Source organism: Streptomyces sp. NPDC092369, assembly GCF_044755245.1.
Taxonomy (GTDB): Bacteria; Actinomycetota; Actinomycetes; order Streptomycetales; family Streptomycetaceae; genus Streptomyces.
This window is the reverse complement of the sequence record NZ_JBIVQP010000004.1, coordinates 125,207-139,113: the sequence shown is the minus strand read 5'-3', so window position 1 is coordinate 139,113 and position 13,907 is coordinate 125,207. Positions and strand designations below refer to the sequence as shown.

Below are 13,907 nucleotides of genomic sequence, written 5' to 3'. Positions count from 1 at the left end.
GAGCCTACGCGACGGGCCCTACACCAGCGCCCCCAGCGGGTCGTCCAGGACCGGCTGCCAGGCCAACTCGGCCGCTCCGACAAGGCTGTTGTGGTCGAGGGTGCAGGGCAGGATGGGGACCCCGCCGCTCTGCCCCCACAGGCTGCGGTCGGCGACGACCGCGCGCAGCCGCTCGGGGTCGGCGTCCAGGAGGGTGCGGTGCAGGCCGCCGAGGATGATGCGGTCGGGGTTGAGGATGTTCACCAGGCCCGCGAGTCCGAGGCCGAGACGGTCGATGAGGGTCTCGGTGGCCGTGCGGATCGACGGGTCGTCGTAGTGGTTGCGGATCAGGTCCATGGCCTGCTGGAGGAGCGACACCTCGGGGCCGGGGTCGCGATGCGCGGCGGTGAGGAAGGCCAGCGGGTCGGCCTCGACGTCGAGGCAGCCGCGGCTGCCGCAGTGGCAGGGACGGCCCTCGGGGTTGACGGTGAGGTGGCCGACCTCCAGGGCCAGGCCCGAACTGCCCGTGTGCAGACGGCCGTCCAGCACCAGCGCCCCGCCCACGCCCCGGTGTCCGGTGGCCACGCAGAGCAGGTCCCGGGCGCCGCGACCCGCGCCGTGCCGGTGTTCGGCGAGGGCGGCCAGGTTCACGTCGTTGCCCGCGAACGCCGGTCCGGTGATGCCGGCCGCGTGCACGCACTCCGCGAAGATCCGGCGCACGGGTGCGCCCGCCGGCCAGGCCAGGTGCAGCGGGTTGAGGGCGAGGCCCTCGGGCTCGGCGACCGCGGACGGTACGGCGAGACCGGCGCCGACACACCGCAGGCCCGTCTCGCGCAGCAGCTCGGCGCCCGCCTCCACGACCGAGCCGAGCACCTTCGCCGGGTCGGCGTCGACGGTCTCGCAGCCCGGCGCGGTGGCGACGATCCGGCCGCCGAGACCGACCAGAGCGGCCCGGAACCCGTCGGCGTGCACCTGCGCGGCCAGGGCGACGGGCCCGTCGTCCGCGACCGAGAGCCGGTGCGAGGGGCGGCCCTGCGAACCGGCCGCCGCGCCGGGCCGGGCATCCACCCGGATCAGCCCGAGCGCCTCCAGCTCCGCGGCGACCGCGCCGGCCGTCGCCCGCGTCACGCCGAGCTCGGCGGTGAGCACCGCCCTGGTCGGCGCACGCCCGGTGTGTACGAGCTCCAGCGCGGGTCCGAGCGCACCGCGCCCTCGGTCCAACCGCGCTCTCGAGGTGGTCCCTTCCCCCGCCGGCCGGGGGTCAGCCTTGCCGCTCATGAAGGCGAGTCTCCCATGATCCGCAGGTACGACGACCACCGGACGACTACAGACCGCCGACCCGGAGAGTGATGTTCAGACGCCCTGTCAGTCCCAGTTCCGGTGGTGCGGTGCCCGGGTGCACTCGGGGCACCCCGTGGTACGCGAGACGGGACGGGCCGCCGAAGACGAACAGGTCGCCGCTGCGCAGTTCGACATCTGTCCAGGGCTTGGTGCGGGTCTCGGGGTTGCCGAAGCGGAAGACGCAGGTGTCGCCGAGGCTCAGGGACACGACAGGTGCGTCCGACTTCTCGTCGGCGTCGCGGTGCATGCCCATGCGGGCGTCGCCGTCATAGAAGTTGATCAGGGCGATGTCGTAGCCCGCCGGGGTCGGCTGCGGCCCGAGCGCGTCGGTCACGGCCCGGCGGCCCAGCTCGCCCAGCCAGGCCGGGAAGGGCTTCACCGGGGCGCCGTCCCCGTCGACGGCCGTAGGGGCGTAGGCGTACGGGTACCAGTGCAGGCCGAGGCAGACCTGGCGGGCGGTCATCGTGCCGCCGCCGGGGGTGCGGACGGTGCGCAGACCGGCCGGCGGGCGGGCCCAGGTGCGGCACTCCTCCAGGAGTTCACGCTGTCGACGGGGGTCCAGCCAGTCCGGTACATGGACCGCGCCCGGCGCGATTTCGGTGCGTTCGCGGGGGAAGAGTTCGGCCTCGTCCATGGCTCCCATCCTGCCCGAACGGGTCTGAGCTGCGGCTCCGCTAGCCTTGAGCACAATGAACGACCGTATGACGACGCCATGGGGCGAGCGCGAGCTGGCCCGTTTCCCCGAGGATCCGCGCGACCGGCTCCGTGCCTGGGACGCTTCCGACGAGTACCTGCTCAGGCATCTCGCGGACGAGGGCATCCCCCTGTCCGGCACCGTCGTGGTCGTGGGCGACCGCTGGGGTGCCCTGGTCACGGCCCTGGCGGAGTACGAACCGGTGCAGATCACGGACTCCTTCCTCACCCGCGAGGCGACCCGGGCCAATCTCGGCCGGGCCGACGTCGGGATCGGTGCCGTGCAGCTGCTCACCACCCAGGATCCGCCGCCCGACCGGGTCGACGTACTGCTGGTGCGGGTGCCGAAGAGCCTGGCGCTCCTGGAGGACCAGCTGCACCGGCTGGCGCCGGCGGTGCACGCGGGCACGGTGGTCGTCGGCACCGGCATGGTCAAGGAGATCCACACCTCGACGCTGCGCCTGTTCGAGCGGATCCTCGGCCCGACCCGCACCTCGCTCGCGGACAAGAAGGCCCGCCTGATCTTCTGCACGCCCGACCCCTCGCTGCGCCGCGGGACCAACCCCTGGCCCTACAGCTACGCCCTGCCCGACGGCGTGGGCACCGTGTCCGGGCACACCGTCGTCAATCACGCGGGCGTCTTCTGCGCCGACCGGCTCGACATCGGCACACGCTTCTTCCTGAGCCATCTGCCCACCGGGACCGGCGCCCGCCGCGTGGTGGACCTGGGCTGCGGGAACGGTGTCGTGGGTACGGCGGTGGCGCTCGCCGATCCGGACGCCGAAGTGCTGTTCGTCGACGAGTCGTTCCAGGCCGTCGCCTCCGCGGAAGCGACGTACAAGGCGAACGGGGTGCCCGGGCACGCCGAGTTCCGGGTCGGGGACGGGCTGACCGGAGTGGCCGACGGCAGCGTGGATCTCGTCCTCACCAACCCGCCGTTCCACTCGCACCAGACGACGACGGACGCGACGGCGTGGCGGATGTTCACCGGGGCGCGGCGGGTGCTCGGTGCGGGTGGCGAGCTGTGGGTGATCGGCAACCGGCACCTCGGCTACCACGCCAAGCTGCGACGGCTGTTCGGCAACTGTGAACTCGTCGCGGGTGACGCGAAGTTCGTGGTGCTGAGGGCGGTCAGGGACTAGCTCGGGGCCCGGGCCGCCCTCGCGACGGCGCACACGTCAGTGCCCGTGCCGCCTCTCCAGGCGCTTCAGCACGGCGGTCGCCATGACGGCCTCGCCCTTGGCGTTGGGGTGGGCGGGAGCGGCCGGGGAGGCCGGCTGCAGGGGCTCGATCCAGCGGTCCGCGGGCGGCTTGCACATGTCGTGTCCGATGGTCGGCTTGTACGTGTCGACGTACTCCGCGCCGTTCAGCGCGGCCACCAGGCGGAGCATCAGGTTGAGCCGCTTCCCGGTGTCCCGCAGGTAGGGGAAGTCCTTCGCGGCGAAGGGCACGGAGGGGTAGCAGCCGCTGCCGTCGTCGGGCAGGAGGTCCGGATAGCCCACGACGAGCACGCGCGCGTGGGGCGCCTTCGCGTGGATGGCCCGGAGCACGCGAGTGACCTTGGGTGCCGTGTTGAGGATGTTCAGCACCAACTGGTCGGTCCCGGACGAGGTGTAGTACCGCTGGCACGGATTGCCCGTCAGATCCGTGGAACTGAGCCTCGCGCAGGTGCCGATGATGGTTCCGAACCCGAAGTCGTTGCCGCCGATCTGGACCGTCACGAGATCGGTGTCGCGCTGGACCGCGTTGAGTTGAGGAGGGTTCGTGCCCTGCGCCTTCCACATCTCCTCGGTGGTCGCGCCGCTGCAGCTCACGTCCTTGAGCACGGTCCCCCGGCGGTCCGCCGCCACCAGCGAGGGATAATTGCGGTCGGAGCGGGCGCAGTTAGCGTCCACCTGGGTCGGGATGGCCGGCCCCGCGGTGTACGAATCGCCGAGCGCCACGTACTGCGTACGGCGGTCGTGGCCCGAACCGTGCGCCGCCGCGGGTGCCGCGGAGGCGACGACGAGCGCGCAGCCACTGACCGCCGCCGCGGCCGCCACAACCCTGCGGCGGCCGGGTGCCGTTGCGGCCGGATTCAGCTCACGCCTCATGGAGATCCCCCTGATCCGAGTCGAGACAACGGGACGGGCCCCGCAAAGTCCTCGCTCATTCAACTGACTTTGTATACCGGTCGGTAAGTCCCGGAGGCCAGAGGTCGGCAGGGATGAATTCGAACGCAGAGGCGGAGAGTCGTCCGGCCGAGGTGTCCCTACGGCTCGTCAGTCCGCACGGCTCGTCAGTCCGCGTCCTCGCAGGAGTTGCCCACGGCGGGGTTGAGCAGACCGACGATGTTGACGGAGTTGCCGCAGAGGTTGAGGTCCAGGTCCACGGGGACCTGAACGACGTTTCCGGAGAGCACGCCCGGGCTGTCGGTGGCGACGCCGGAGGGGTCCGGGTCCGCGCTCGCCGTACCGGCACACAGCATCAACGCCGCACCCGCCAGACCGACCGCTGCCGTCAGACGCTTGCTCATGAAGAACTCCTGTCACTTGGAGGGGCATGTCCTTCCACGCTGCCGGTGCTTGGGGGTACCCCGACACTCTTCGGCGGCCGAACGGGTGGCGACCGTCCGAGCAGGCCCATCCCCCGTATCCCGCGTTCGTCCCAGCGCTGATCCATCCTCACTGGTCACAGGCGTGTGATCGTCCCGGCGTCCCAATCGGGGTCCGGAGGATCCGGGCTTCTGGAGGTCCGGGCCAGCATGAGTCCGCCGGGGCTTCCGGCAACTCATCAGAGGGGAACACCAGATGGGACAAAGGACGCTTCTGCGGGGTCTGACCCTCGCCGTGGCAGCGCTCCTGCCCCTGTACGGGCCCACGGTGGTGCAGGCTGCGCAGTCCGCAGCCACCGCCGCGGTCGCGGTCTGCGGGCATACGAGCGCGCAGCCCACGCTGCAGCAGGGATCGACGGGGGACGCGGCCGTCGAGGCGCAGTGCCAGCTCAATCTGGCGACGAAGCCGAGCAGGTACACGCCGATCGCGGCGGACGGCTCCTTCGGTCCCGCGTCGGCGGCGCGGGTCAAGGAGTTCCAGCGGTGTGCCGGACTGGGCGTGGACGGTGTGGTCGGCCCGCAAACCTGGGCGGCGCTCAACACCTGGGCCGCGCAGCCGCACACCTGCGCGACGCAGGGCACGTCGGGCACGGCGCAGGCGGCCGTCTGCGGCCACACCGACACGCGGCCGACGCTGCAGCAGGGCGCGAAGGGCACGGAGGTCGAGGAGCTGCAGTGCCGGCTGAACCTGGCCATGGAGCCGTTCCACTACGCGCCGCTGACTATCGACGGCGACTTCGGAGGCGGGACCAAGTCCCGCGTCATCGAGCTCCAGCACTGCGCGAACCTCAGTGCCGACGGCGTCGTGGGCCCCAACACCTGGGCGAAGCTGGTGGATTGGTCCGCCCGTAACACCTACTGCACGCCACCGCGCCCCGCCGGCTATCCGATCGACGGGCTGGACACGGCCAAGTACCAGCACCCGGGCGGCGCGGCGATCGACTGGAGGGCCGTGAAGGCCTCGGGCGTCGAGTTCGCGACGGTCAAGGCCACCCGGGGCCTGAACGTCACCGACGAGTACCTCGCCACCGACCTCGTCGCGGCCCGGGCCGCCGGGCTGGCCGTGGCGCCGTACCACTTCTACACGGGCACGGCGGCCGACACGGGTGCGGCGCAGGCCGACCGGTTCATCTCCGCGGTGCGGGCGACCGGATACACCGGGCAGCGGGCGGGCGATCTGCCGCCGATCTTCGACCTGGAGCGCATGGACGACGGCAGCGGCCGCTGTCCCACCTACGGCACGGTGAGCGACGCCAAGGCCTGGCTCGACAAGGTGGAGGCGGCCTTCGGCCGTACCCCGATGATCTACACCCAGAAGTCCTTCCTGGACGACTGCATGGGTTCGACCACCGCCTTCGCCCGCTATCCGCTGCAACTCGCGGACTACCGCCAGTCGATCACCTCGCCGCCGGTGCCGAACGGCTCGACGACCTGGTCGATGTGGCAGTACACCGACGCCGCGCTCTTCCCGGGCCTGCGCGCTCCGGCGACCGGTGACGTGTTCAACGGCACCCAGGCGGATCTGGACCGGCTGGCCAACCGCACCTCAGGTCTCACGGCTTCGGCGCGGGGCGTCTTGGCCGCCGACTCGGTCGCTGCCGCCACGAGTTGCTACGGCGGCGCGGTCACGGTGCGCTACGGGGACGTGCTCGACTTCGGCCCCTACTGGACCACCAGCCGCTGCGTCGACATCAACATGCGTGTCACCAGCGGAACCGCCGACTACCTGAACGTCTGCGTGAAGTTCGCGAAGACCGGCACCTGCAACCGCTGGACCAAGGTCGGCCGGAGCTGGACGACCATCGCCACCGACGTCTTGGACGGCACCAAGTTCACGGTGCCCAACGGCGTGCCCCTGGAGGGGGACGACGCGGTCGCGCAGATCGCCTTCTGACCACCCCGCTCACTCACCGAACGGAGACCACCATGCTCCGGAGCAAGGCGCTCGCCTCAGCTCTGTTCACCACGGCCGCGCTGCTGGCAGCGGGCGCCGTCCCCGCCACCGCGCAGTCCTCGGCCGCCGCGGTCAGCTGCTACGGCGGCGCGAAGAACCTGACGTACCACTATCAGGCGGCCGCCAAGGAGTACGGCACGTACACCACGTCCTCGCGGTGCAGCGACATCAACATGCGGCTCATCACGGACGTGCCGGGGGTGTACCTGGACGCCTGTGTGGTGTTCACCGACCACACCACCAAGTGCAACAACGGCGACGCGTACACCACGCACGGTACCGAGTGGGGGACCGTCGCCACCGACGTCAAGGACGGCACCCACTTCGTCCTGCGCGTGCACGCCTATGACACCGACGCGCAGAACGTGTCCTTCCAGATCGCCTACTGACCTCGTCTCCCCCACCACCGTTCTCCGAAAGGACGATGATGACCTCCTCCTTCCGTCCCATGAACCGCCGCGCCATGCTGCGTGGCACGCTCGCCGCCGGTGCCGGCGTCGCGTTCGGTCAGTTGCTGTTCTCGGGCGTCGCACAGGCCTATTCGTGGTCGCGCACCCTGAACGAGGGCGCCACCGGCGCCGACGTGACCGAGCTGCAGATCCGGGTCGCGGGCTGGGCGGCGGACAGCGCGAGCCACAGCCGGGTGAGCATCGACGGGGACTTCGGTCCCGGTACGGCCGCGGCGGTACGCCGGTTCCAGACGGCGTACGGTCTCACCGCCGACGCCAGTGTCGGGCCCAACACCCAGGCGAAGCTCAACTCGCTGGAGCAGTCGGACGGTTCCACGCTCCACTTCAACTGGAGCGAGTTCGAGAACCAGACGGGCGGCGCCTTCAACGGCGGCAAGGTGAGCGCGGCGCAGGTGAAGGAGAACGTCCGGCGCTGCATGTACAAGCTGGAGGCGCTGCGCAAGAAGCTGGGCGACAAGCCGATCACGGTCAACTCGGGCTTCCGCAGCATCGCGCACAACGCCGACATCGGCGGGGCGAGCGACAGCATGCACCTGTACGGCACCGCGGCCGACCTGGACGTGCCCGGTGTGGCCACCAAGACGGTCTACCAGAAGGCGGAGACCTGCGGGTTCTCCGGTCTGGAGCGGTACACGGTCGACCACCAGCATGTCGACAGCCGGGCCGACCTCGGCCGCGACTGGTGGTGGGAGAGCGGCACGGTCTGATGCCGCTTTCGGGGGAGCGGGGCTCCGGGTACCGCCGTGTCGGTACCCGGAGCCCCGGCCGGCGTCAGCTCTTCGGCTTGTCCTTCAACGCCGCTTCGCAGGAGGGCCAGTCGTGGAAGTCGTGCTCGGCGCTCCACAGGCGGTGGGCCGCCTTGATGTTCCAGTCCGGGTCGAACGCCCGCAGCGGAGTGCCGCCGAGCTCCGGCAGGCGGCGGTCGGAGATCTGGAAAACGCCCCAGTTCCGGCTGCCGTTGGTGTTGGGCAGTACGTAGAGCGGGTCGAGGAAGGACGCACAGCGGGCGACGGCCACGGCGGTGTCGGGATCCTCGACGAACACCTCTCGGACCCGCTTCGCCACCTTTGCCTGCGACCAGGTCGTCATGCTCACCTTGTGCGCGTAGAGCGCCTTCTTGGTGGCTTCATCGACCACGTTGGTGGCCGGCAGACCCGCCAGCACCTGGAACGCGGTCAGTCTGCGCAGGGTCTCCGGCCCGAAGTCCCCGTCGACGGCGAGCTTGCCCTTCGCCCGCAGCAACAGGGTCTGCAACTCGCGTACGCACTCGTCGTGCTGCCCCATGCTGACCGACTTGCACGCCTTGGAGTACAGGAGCCTCTTGCCGGCCGCGGACGAGCCTCCGCCGGTGTCGCTGTCGGGCATCCACACGAAGCCCGCCACCAGCACCACCGCGACCACGGCCGCCAGTACCGCCCAACGGGAGGACCACTTCTCCGGCACCCCGGACCATCGCGGCTTCTCGCTCTCGCCGGGGGTGAGCTCCGACGGGGTGATGTCGTCCGGTCCGGGGCCCGCCTGGGCGGACACGGCAGGGGACAGCGGCGCAGGCACGGCAGCGGGCTCGTCGGGCTCAGGGCTCGTCTGCACCGGCACGGCCGAGCCGTCGGATTCCGGTACCGGTGCGGGGTCGTCCTTGTCCGGCACGGCCGATGCGTCCTTGACCGGCACGGCCGGTGCGTCCTTGACCGGCACGACCGGTGCGTCCCGATCGGTGTCCGCCAGTGCCCACAGCCGATGGAGTTCGCGCAGTTCCTCCGCGCTGGCGCCGCACACCTTGGCGAAGGCGTGCACCACCCGATAGTCCGCGGGGACGCTGAGCCCGGAGCAGTACCGATGCAGACTGGAACCGCTGACGCCCGCCTCCTTGCCGAGACGGTCGTAGCCGCGACGGCTGCGGTCCTTCAGCATCCGGAGGTGGGCCGCGAACTTTTCGGTATGCGGAGAGGCAACCACACAACCACCCTCGCTCAAGCCTCTACTGACGGGTAGAAGCTACACCCCGTGAAGAGACTGTGTGTGTCCTTTCACTTCCGCAACGCGATTACCAAATTCCCTTCCGGCGACGCTATTTGACAACAAGTCAGCAGAGCCCGTTCAGCACCTGGATGATCCGTCGGGCCGTCTCCGCCATCGCCTCCCGGCCCACGCTCAGGTACTTGCGCGAGTCGACCGCCTCGGGGTGGGCGGCGAGGAAGTCACGGATGGCGCCGGTCATGGCGAGGTTGAGGGCGGTGCCGACGTTGACCTTGGCGATGCCGCCCGCGACCGCGGCGGTGAGTTCGCCGTCCGGCACTCCGGAGGAGCCGTGCAGGACGAGGGGGACGCTCACGGCGGCGGAGAGGCGTTTGATCAGGGCGTGGTCGAGGGTCGCGGTGCGAGTGGTCATCGCGTGCGTGCTGCCCACGGCGACGGCGAGGGCGTCCACCCCGGAGTCGGCGACGAAGGCCCCCGCCTCCACGGGGTCGGTGCGGGCACCGGGCGCGTGGGCGTCAAGGCGGGGCTCGCCGGTCTTCCCGCCGACCTGGCCCAACTCGGCTTCGATCCACAGGCCTTGGGAGTGCGCCCAGTCGGCGGCGGCCCGGGTCGCGGCGAGGTTGTCGAGGTAGGGCAACCGGGCCGCGTCGTACATCACCGAGCTGAAGCCGGCGGTCGCGGCCTGCCGCAGCAGGTCGTCGCTCTGGACGTGGTCGAGGTGCAACGCGACGGGCACGGAGGCACGTTCGGCGGCGGCGACGGCCGCGCGGGCGAGCGGGAGGAGGCGCCCATAACGGAACTTGACGGCGTTCTCACTGACTTGGAGGACGACGGGCGCCTGCGCGGCCTCGGCTCCGGCGATGACGGCCTCGACGTGTTCCAACGTGATGACGTTGAAGGAGGGGACGGCGGAATGCGCGGCGGCGGCGCGGGTGACCAGTTCTGCGGTGGTGACGAGGGGCACGGCTTCTCTTCTCCGATCCTGCTCGGTGCTGTCAGGTCCTGTCCGGTCGGTCCTTCGAGGGATCGGCTCAGGGGGCGAGGATCACCGAGCGGGTGAGGTGGCGCGGGGCGTCCGGATCGAGGCCCCTGGCCGCCGCGACGGCGACCGCGAGGCGCTGGGCGCGGACCAGTTCGGCGAGCGGGTCCAGGACCCCGGCCACCCACAACCCGCCGGTGGCGCGGACCTGTTCGGCGAGCCCTTCGGGCGCCTCGCCGAGCATCCAGGTCGCGGTGCCCTCGGTGGTGATGCTGATGGGGCCGTGCCGGTACTCCATCGCGGGGTAGGCCTCGGTCCAGGCGAGGGAGGCCTCGCGCATCTTGAGTCCGGCCTCGTTGGCGAGGCCCACCGTCCAGCCACGGCCCAGGAAGGTGAACTGCGTGCAGGCGACAAGGCCTTCGGGCAGCGGTGTCGCCAGCGCGGTGCGGGCGTCGGCGACCGCGGAGTCGGTGTGCAGGCCCAGGTGGGCGCGGAGCAGGGTCAGCGCGGTGGTCGCGAACCGGGTCTGCACGACGGAGCGTTCGTCCGCGTAGTCGAGGACGACGACGTCGTCGGCGGCCGTCATGACCGGGGTGTCCGGGTCGGCGGTGATCGCGGTGGTGCGGATGCGGCCCGTCAACTCACCGAGCAGCTCCAGCACTTCGGTGGTCGTGCCGGACCGCGTGAGGGCGACGACACGGTCGTAGGTGCGCCCGCGCGGGTACTCGGATGCGGCGAAGGCGTCCGTCTCGCCCTGGCCCGCGCCCTCGCGCAGGGCCGCGGCGGCCTGCGCCATGAAGTACGAGGTGCCGCAGCCGACGATCGCGACCCGCTCCCCCGGCGCCGGCAGCACCCCGCGGTACCCGGGCGCCTCCGCTGCCGCCCGGGTCCAGCACTCGGGCTGGCTGGTCAGCTCGTCCTCGACGTGGGTCATGCTTACCCCTCCCGGATATGATTGTTCTTGCAAGATATAGCGAGTTTTCGAGCACAATCAAGCATTCGAGCGCACTCCAGGTGCGCTAGGGTCGCCGGAAGATCGGCCACCGGCCGGGGAACGGGCCGGGAACGGGCCAGGGAACGGAGGGACCGGATGTCGCGCGACGCCCGCTGGCAGACGCTGCTGGAACTGCTCGTGGAGCGGGGCCGGCTGGACGTCGAGGAGGTGGCCGTCGAGCTGGCGGTCTCGGCCGCGACGATCCGGCGCGACTTCGACCAGCTCGCCGAGCAGCAGATGCTGGTCCGCACGCGTGGGGGCGCGGTCGTGCACGGGGTGTCCTACGAGCTGCCGCTGCGCTACAAGACCGCCCGGCACGCCTCCGAGAAGCAGCGCATCGCGAAGGCGGTCGCCGATCTCGTCGCACCCGGCGAGGCCGTCGGCTTGACCGGCGGGACGACGACCACCGAGGTCGCGCGCTCCCTCGCGGTGCGCGGCGATCTCGGCACCGGCTCCCCCGCGCTCACCGTCGTCACCAACGCGCTCAACATCGCCAACGAGCTGGCCGTGCGCCCCCAGTTCAAGATCGTGGTGACCGGCGGGGTCGCCCGGCCGCAGTCGTACGAGCTGATCGGGCCGCTCGCCGACGGGGTGCTCGGGCAGATCACCCTCGACGTGGCGGTGCTCGGTGTCGTCGCCTTCGACGTCGCGCACGGGGCCGCCGCGCACGACGAGGCGGAGGCCGCGATCAACCGGACGCTGTGCGAGCGTGCCGAGCGCGTGGTCGTCGCCGCCGACTCCAGCAAGCTGGGCCGGCGCGCGTTCGCCCGGATCTGCGCGGCCGAGACGGTGGACACGCTCGTGACGGACACGGCGGCGGGCCCGGACACGGTACGGCGCTTCGAGGAGGCGGGCATCGACGTCCTCGTCGTGTGACCGGCCGTGGTGCCTTCACCGTGTGACTGGCCACAGTCCCTTCCGGCCACCTCGATCCTCGCGCCCGCAAGACCGTTTCCACCTAGGCTGAGAGCGCACTGTGGGTCGGGGATCGGGAGGCGGCGATGGGCGCGACGGAGAACGACCAGGACACCCCCGGGGGCGATCGCCGCTATCTGCCGATCGCCGAGCACGGACTGATCGGCGATCTGCGCAGCGTGGCCCTGGTCGGGACCGACGGCACCATCGACTGGTACTGCTGCCCGGCCTTCGACGCGCCGAGCGTCTTCGCGGCGATCCTGGACGCGGAGCGCGGCGGCTCCTTCGAGCTCGCGGCGGCCGTGCCGGCGAAGACGAAGCAGTTCTACTTCCCGGACACCAACGTCCTGATCACCCGGTTCTTCACCGAAGAGGGCGTCGGTGAGGTACAGGACTTCATGCCGATCGACGGCGAGGACGGTGACGCCGAGCGGCATCGGCTGATCCGCCGGGTCGTGTGCGTACGCGGCTCCATCCCGTTCCGCGCCCGGGTCGCCCCGCGCTTCGACTACGGTTCCCTCCCGCACACCGTGCGCATGATCGGCGAGGCCGCCGTCTTCGACACCGGCGAACTGTCGCTCGCGCTGACCTCGACCGTGCCGCTGGAGGCCGACGGAGCGGACGTCCGGGCCGACTTCAAGCTCGCCGAGGGCGAGCAGGCCGTCTTCGCCCTCGACCAGGTCGGCCGCGGCGTCGAGCCGCACCGGTGCGCGAAGGAGGAGGCCGAGGCGCAGTTCGCCACGACGGTGGACTACTGGCGGCACTGGCTGTCCGCCTCCAAGTACCGGGGCCGCTGGCGGGAGATGGTGCACCGCTCCGCCCTCACCCTGAAGCTCCTCACGTACGCGCCCACCGGCGCGATCGTCGCCGCCCCGACGACGAGCCTGCCCGAGCAGCTCGGCGGCGAGCGCAACTGGGACTACCGCTACGTGTGGGTGCGCGACGCGGCCTTCTGTGTCTACGCCCTGCTGCGGCTCGGATTCACCGGCGAGGCCGAGGCGTTCATGAAGTTCGTGACCCGGCACATCTCCCCGGGCGACGGCAAACCCTCGGGCCCCCTGCAGATCATGTACGGCATCGACGGCCGCACCGACCTCCCCGAGCTCGAACTCGACCACCTGGAAGGGCATCAGGGCTCCGCGCCGGTGCGGGTCGGCAACGCCGCCGCCGAGCAGCTCCAACTCGACATCTACGGCGCGCTGATCGACTCGATCTACCTCTACGACAAGTGGGCCAAGCCCGTCTCCAGCGCCCAGTGGGACGACGTGTGCGCGCTGGTGGACTGGGTGTGCGACAACTGGGACCAGCCCGACGAGGGCATCTGGGAGACGCGCGGCGGCCGCAAGACCTTCCTCTATTCGCGGCTGATGTGCTGGGTGGCCATCGAGCGGGCCATCCGGATGGCCAACCGCCGCGGTCTGCCGGCCGACCTGCTGCGCTGGCGCGACTGCCGGGACACGATCTACCGGCGGATCATGAGCAAGGGCTGGTCCGAGTCCCGTCAGGCCTTCACGCAGTTCGAGGGCAGCGAGGTGCTGGACGCGTCCGTCCTGATGATGCCGCTGACGAAGTTCATCGCGCCCACCGACCCCAAGTGGCTGTCCACCCTGGACGCCCTCACCCACGACCTGGTCTCGGACTCGCTGGTCTACCGTTACGACCCGTTGGCCAGCCCCGACGGGCTGCGGGGCGACGAAGGCACCTTCTCCATCTGCTCGTTCTGGTACGTCGAGGCCATGGTCCACGCCGGCCGGATCGACGAGGCGCGCCTCGCCTTCGAGAAGATGCTGACGTACGCCAACCATCTGGGTCTGTACGCCGAGGAGATCAGCCAGACCGGTGAGCAACAGGGCAATTTCCCGCAGGCGTTCACGCATCTCGCGCTGATCAGTGCAGCGTTCAACCTGGACCGGGCCCTCGGCTGAGGACCCGGTTGGTTCGACGCTCAGGACGGGACGCCGGTCGGACGTCCCGGTCCCGCCCCACCGCACGTGATCACACCACTGGAGCCC

Annotated in this window: 13 protein-coding genes; 6 read left to right on the top strand and 7 right to left on the bottom strand. The window is 70.9% G+C overall.

Features of this window, described 5'->3' with window-relative positions; translation table 11 throughout:
- Positions 1 to 18: 18 nt before the first annotated feature.
- Together ACIQI8_RS24420 and ACIQI8_RS24415 are read right to left on the bottom strand one after the other, a co-directional pair.
- On the bottom strand, positions 19 to 1,257 hold the full coding sequence (locus ACIQI8_RS24420) for an ROK family protein (protein ID WP_402354449.1): 1,239 nt from the start codon (positions 1,255 to 1,257) through the stop codon (positions 19 to 21).
- A 46-nt stretch (positions 1,258 to 1,303) separates the two neighbouring features.
- Positions 1,304 to 1,963 (bottom strand): alpha-ketoglutarate-dependent dioxygenase AlkB family protein, encoded by a 660-nt coding sequence (locus tag ACIQI8_RS24415; RefSeq protein ID WP_402354446.1) that lies wholly within the window; start codon positions 1,961 to 1,963, stop codon positions 1,304 to 1,306.
- A 58-nt stretch (positions 1,964 to 2,021) separates the two neighbouring features.
- Here ACIQI8_RS24415 and ACIQI8_RS24410 point away from each other — a divergent pair, with 58 nt between their 5' ends.
- Positions 2,022 to 3,155, top strand: coding sequence for a methyltransferase (locus tag ACIQI8_RS24410; protein WP_402355953.1), 1,134 nt, complete (start codon positions 2,022 to 2,024; stop codon positions 3,153 to 3,155).
- Positions 3,156 to 3,191: 36 nt separating this feature from the next.
- On the opposite strand, the gene ACIQI8_RS24405 is transcribed toward ACIQI8_RS24410, so the two are convergent.
- Positions 3,192 to 4,106 carry an SGNH/GDSL hydrolase family protein gene (locus ACIQI8_RS24405; protein ID WP_402354443.1) on the bottom strand — a complete coding sequence of 305 codons (915 nt, stop codon included), beginning with the start codon at positions 4,104 to 4,106 and terminating at the stop codon, positions 3,192 to 3,194.
- A gap of 185 nt (positions 4,107 to 4,291) precedes the next feature.
- Positions 4,292 to 4,528: a chaplin gene (locus tag ACIQI8_RS24400; protein ID WP_402354440.1), complete on the bottom strand. Its 237-nt coding sequence runs from the start codon at positions 4,526 to 4,528 to the stop codon at positions 4,292 to 4,294.
- Between the two features lie 274 nt (positions 4,529 to 4,802).
- Here ACIQI8_RS24400 and ACIQI8_RS24395 point away from each other — a divergent pair, with 274 nt between their 5' ends.
- The 3 genes from ACIQI8_RS24395 to ACIQI8_RS24385 are packed head-to-tail and all read left to right on the top strand — an operon-like array spanning position 4,803 to position 7,737.
- Positions 4,803 to 6,500 (top strand): GH25 family lysozyme, encoded by a 1,698-nt coding sequence (locus tag ACIQI8_RS24395; RefSeq protein ID WP_402354437.1) that lies wholly within the window; start codon positions 4,803 to 4,805, stop codon positions 6,498 to 6,500.
- 32 nt (positions 6,501 to 6,532) lie between these two features.
- Positions 6,533 to 6,949 (top strand): hypothetical protein, encoded by a 417-nt coding sequence (locus ACIQI8_RS24390; RefSeq protein ID WP_402354434.1) that lies wholly within the window; start codon positions 6,533 to 6,535, stop codon positions 6,947 to 6,949.
- Positions 6,950 to 6,987: 38 nt separating this feature from the next.
- Positions 6,988 to 7,737 carry a D-Ala-D-Ala carboxypeptidase family metallohydrolase gene (locus ACIQI8_RS24385; RefSeq protein WP_402354431.1) on the top strand — a complete coding sequence of 250 codons (750 nt, stop codon included), beginning with the start codon at positions 6,988 to 6,990 and terminating at the stop codon, positions 7,735 to 7,737.
- A 64-nt stretch (positions 7,738 to 7,801) separates the two neighbouring features.
- Here the strand turns inward: ACIQI8_RS24385 and ACIQI8_RS24380 are convergent, their stop codons facing one another.
- From ACIQI8_RS24380 to ACIQI8_RS24370, 3 genes are all read right to left on the bottom strand, one after another.
- Complete coding sequence (locus ACIQI8_RS24380) at positions 7,802 to 8,986, bottom strand: helix-turn-helix domain-containing protein (RefSeq protein ID WP_402354428.1); 1,185 nt, start codon at positions 8,984 to 8,986, stop codon at positions 7,802 to 7,804.
- Positions 8,987 to 9,113: 127 nt separating this feature from the next.
- Positions 9,114 to 9,971 carry a ketose-bisphosphate aldolase gene (locus tag ACIQI8_RS24375; RefSeq protein WP_402354425.1) on the bottom strand — a complete coding sequence of 286 codons (858 nt, stop codon included), beginning with the start codon at positions 9,969 to 9,971 and terminating at the stop codon, positions 9,114 to 9,116.
- Between the two features lie 67 nt (positions 9,972 to 10,038).
- On the bottom strand, positions 10,039 to 10,920 hold the full coding sequence (locus ACIQI8_RS24370; protein WP_402354422.1) for an SIS domain-containing protein: 882 nt from the start codon (positions 10,918 to 10,920) through the stop codon (positions 10,039 to 10,041).
- Between the two features lie 156 nt (positions 10,921 to 11,076).
- Here ACIQI8_RS24370 and ACIQI8_RS24365 point away from each other — a divergent pair, with 156 nt between their 5' ends.
- Entirely contained in the window at positions 11,077 to 11,856 is a 780-nt protein-coding gene (locus ACIQI8_RS24365; protein WP_402354419.1) for a DeoR/GlpR family DNA-binding transcription regulator, read from the top strand.
- Positions 11,857 to 11,981: 125 nt separating this feature from the next.
- Positions 11,982 to 13,820, top strand: a complete 1,839-nt coding sequence (locus ACIQI8_RS24360) for a glycoside hydrolase family 15 protein (protein ID WP_402354416.1) — start codon at positions 11,982 to 11,984, stop codon at positions 13,818 to 13,820.
- Positions 13,821 to 13,907: the final 87 nt, after the last annotated feature.

Bases quoted from the DNA above. Each gene is read 5' to 3' on its own strand.
- ACIQI8_RS24420 (WP_402354449.1), bottom strand. From the start codon at position 1,257: ATGAGCGGCAAGGCTGACCCCCGGCCGGCGGGGGAAGGGACCACCTCG.
- ACIQI8_RS24415 (WP_402354446.1), bottom strand. From the start codon at position 1,963: ATGGGAGCCATGGACGAGGCCGAACTCTTCCCCCGCGAACGCACCGAA.
- ACIQI8_RS24410 (WP_402355953.1), top strand. From the start codon at position 2,022: ATGACGACGCCATGGGGCGAGCGCGAGCTGGCCCGTTTCCCCGAGGAT.
- ACIQI8_RS24405 (WP_402354443.1), bottom strand. From the start codon at position 4,106: ATGAGGCGTGAGCTGAATCCGGCCGCAACGGCACCCGGCCGCCGCAGG.
- ACIQI8_RS24400 (WP_402354440.1), bottom strand. From the start codon at position 4,528: ATGAGCAAGCGTCTGACGGCAGCGGTCGGTCTGGCGGGTGCGGCGTTG.
- ACIQI8_RS24395 (WP_402354437.1), top strand. From the start codon at position 4,803: ATGGGACAAAGGACGCTTCTGCGGGGTCTGACCCTCGCCGTGGCAGCG.
- ACIQI8_RS24390 (WP_402354434.1), top strand. From the start codon at position 6,533: ATGCTCCGGAGCAAGGCGCTCGCCTCAGCTCTGTTCACCACGGCCGCG.
- ACIQI8_RS24385 (WP_402354431.1), top strand. From the start codon at position 6,988: ATGACCTCCTCCTTCCGTCCCATGAACCGCCGCGCCATGCTGCGTGGC.
- ACIQI8_RS24370 (WP_402354422.1), bottom strand. From the start codon at position 10,920: ATGACCCACGTCGAGGACGAGCTGACCAGCCAGCCCGAGTGCTGGACC.
- ACIQI8_RS24365 (WP_402354419.1), top strand. From the start codon at position 11,077: ATGTCGCGCGACGCCCGCTGGCAGACGCTGCTGGAACTGCTCGTGGAG.
- ACIQI8_RS24360 (WP_402354416.1), top strand. From the start codon at position 11,982: ATGGGCGCGACGGAGAACGACCAGGACACCCCCGGGGGCGATCGCCGC.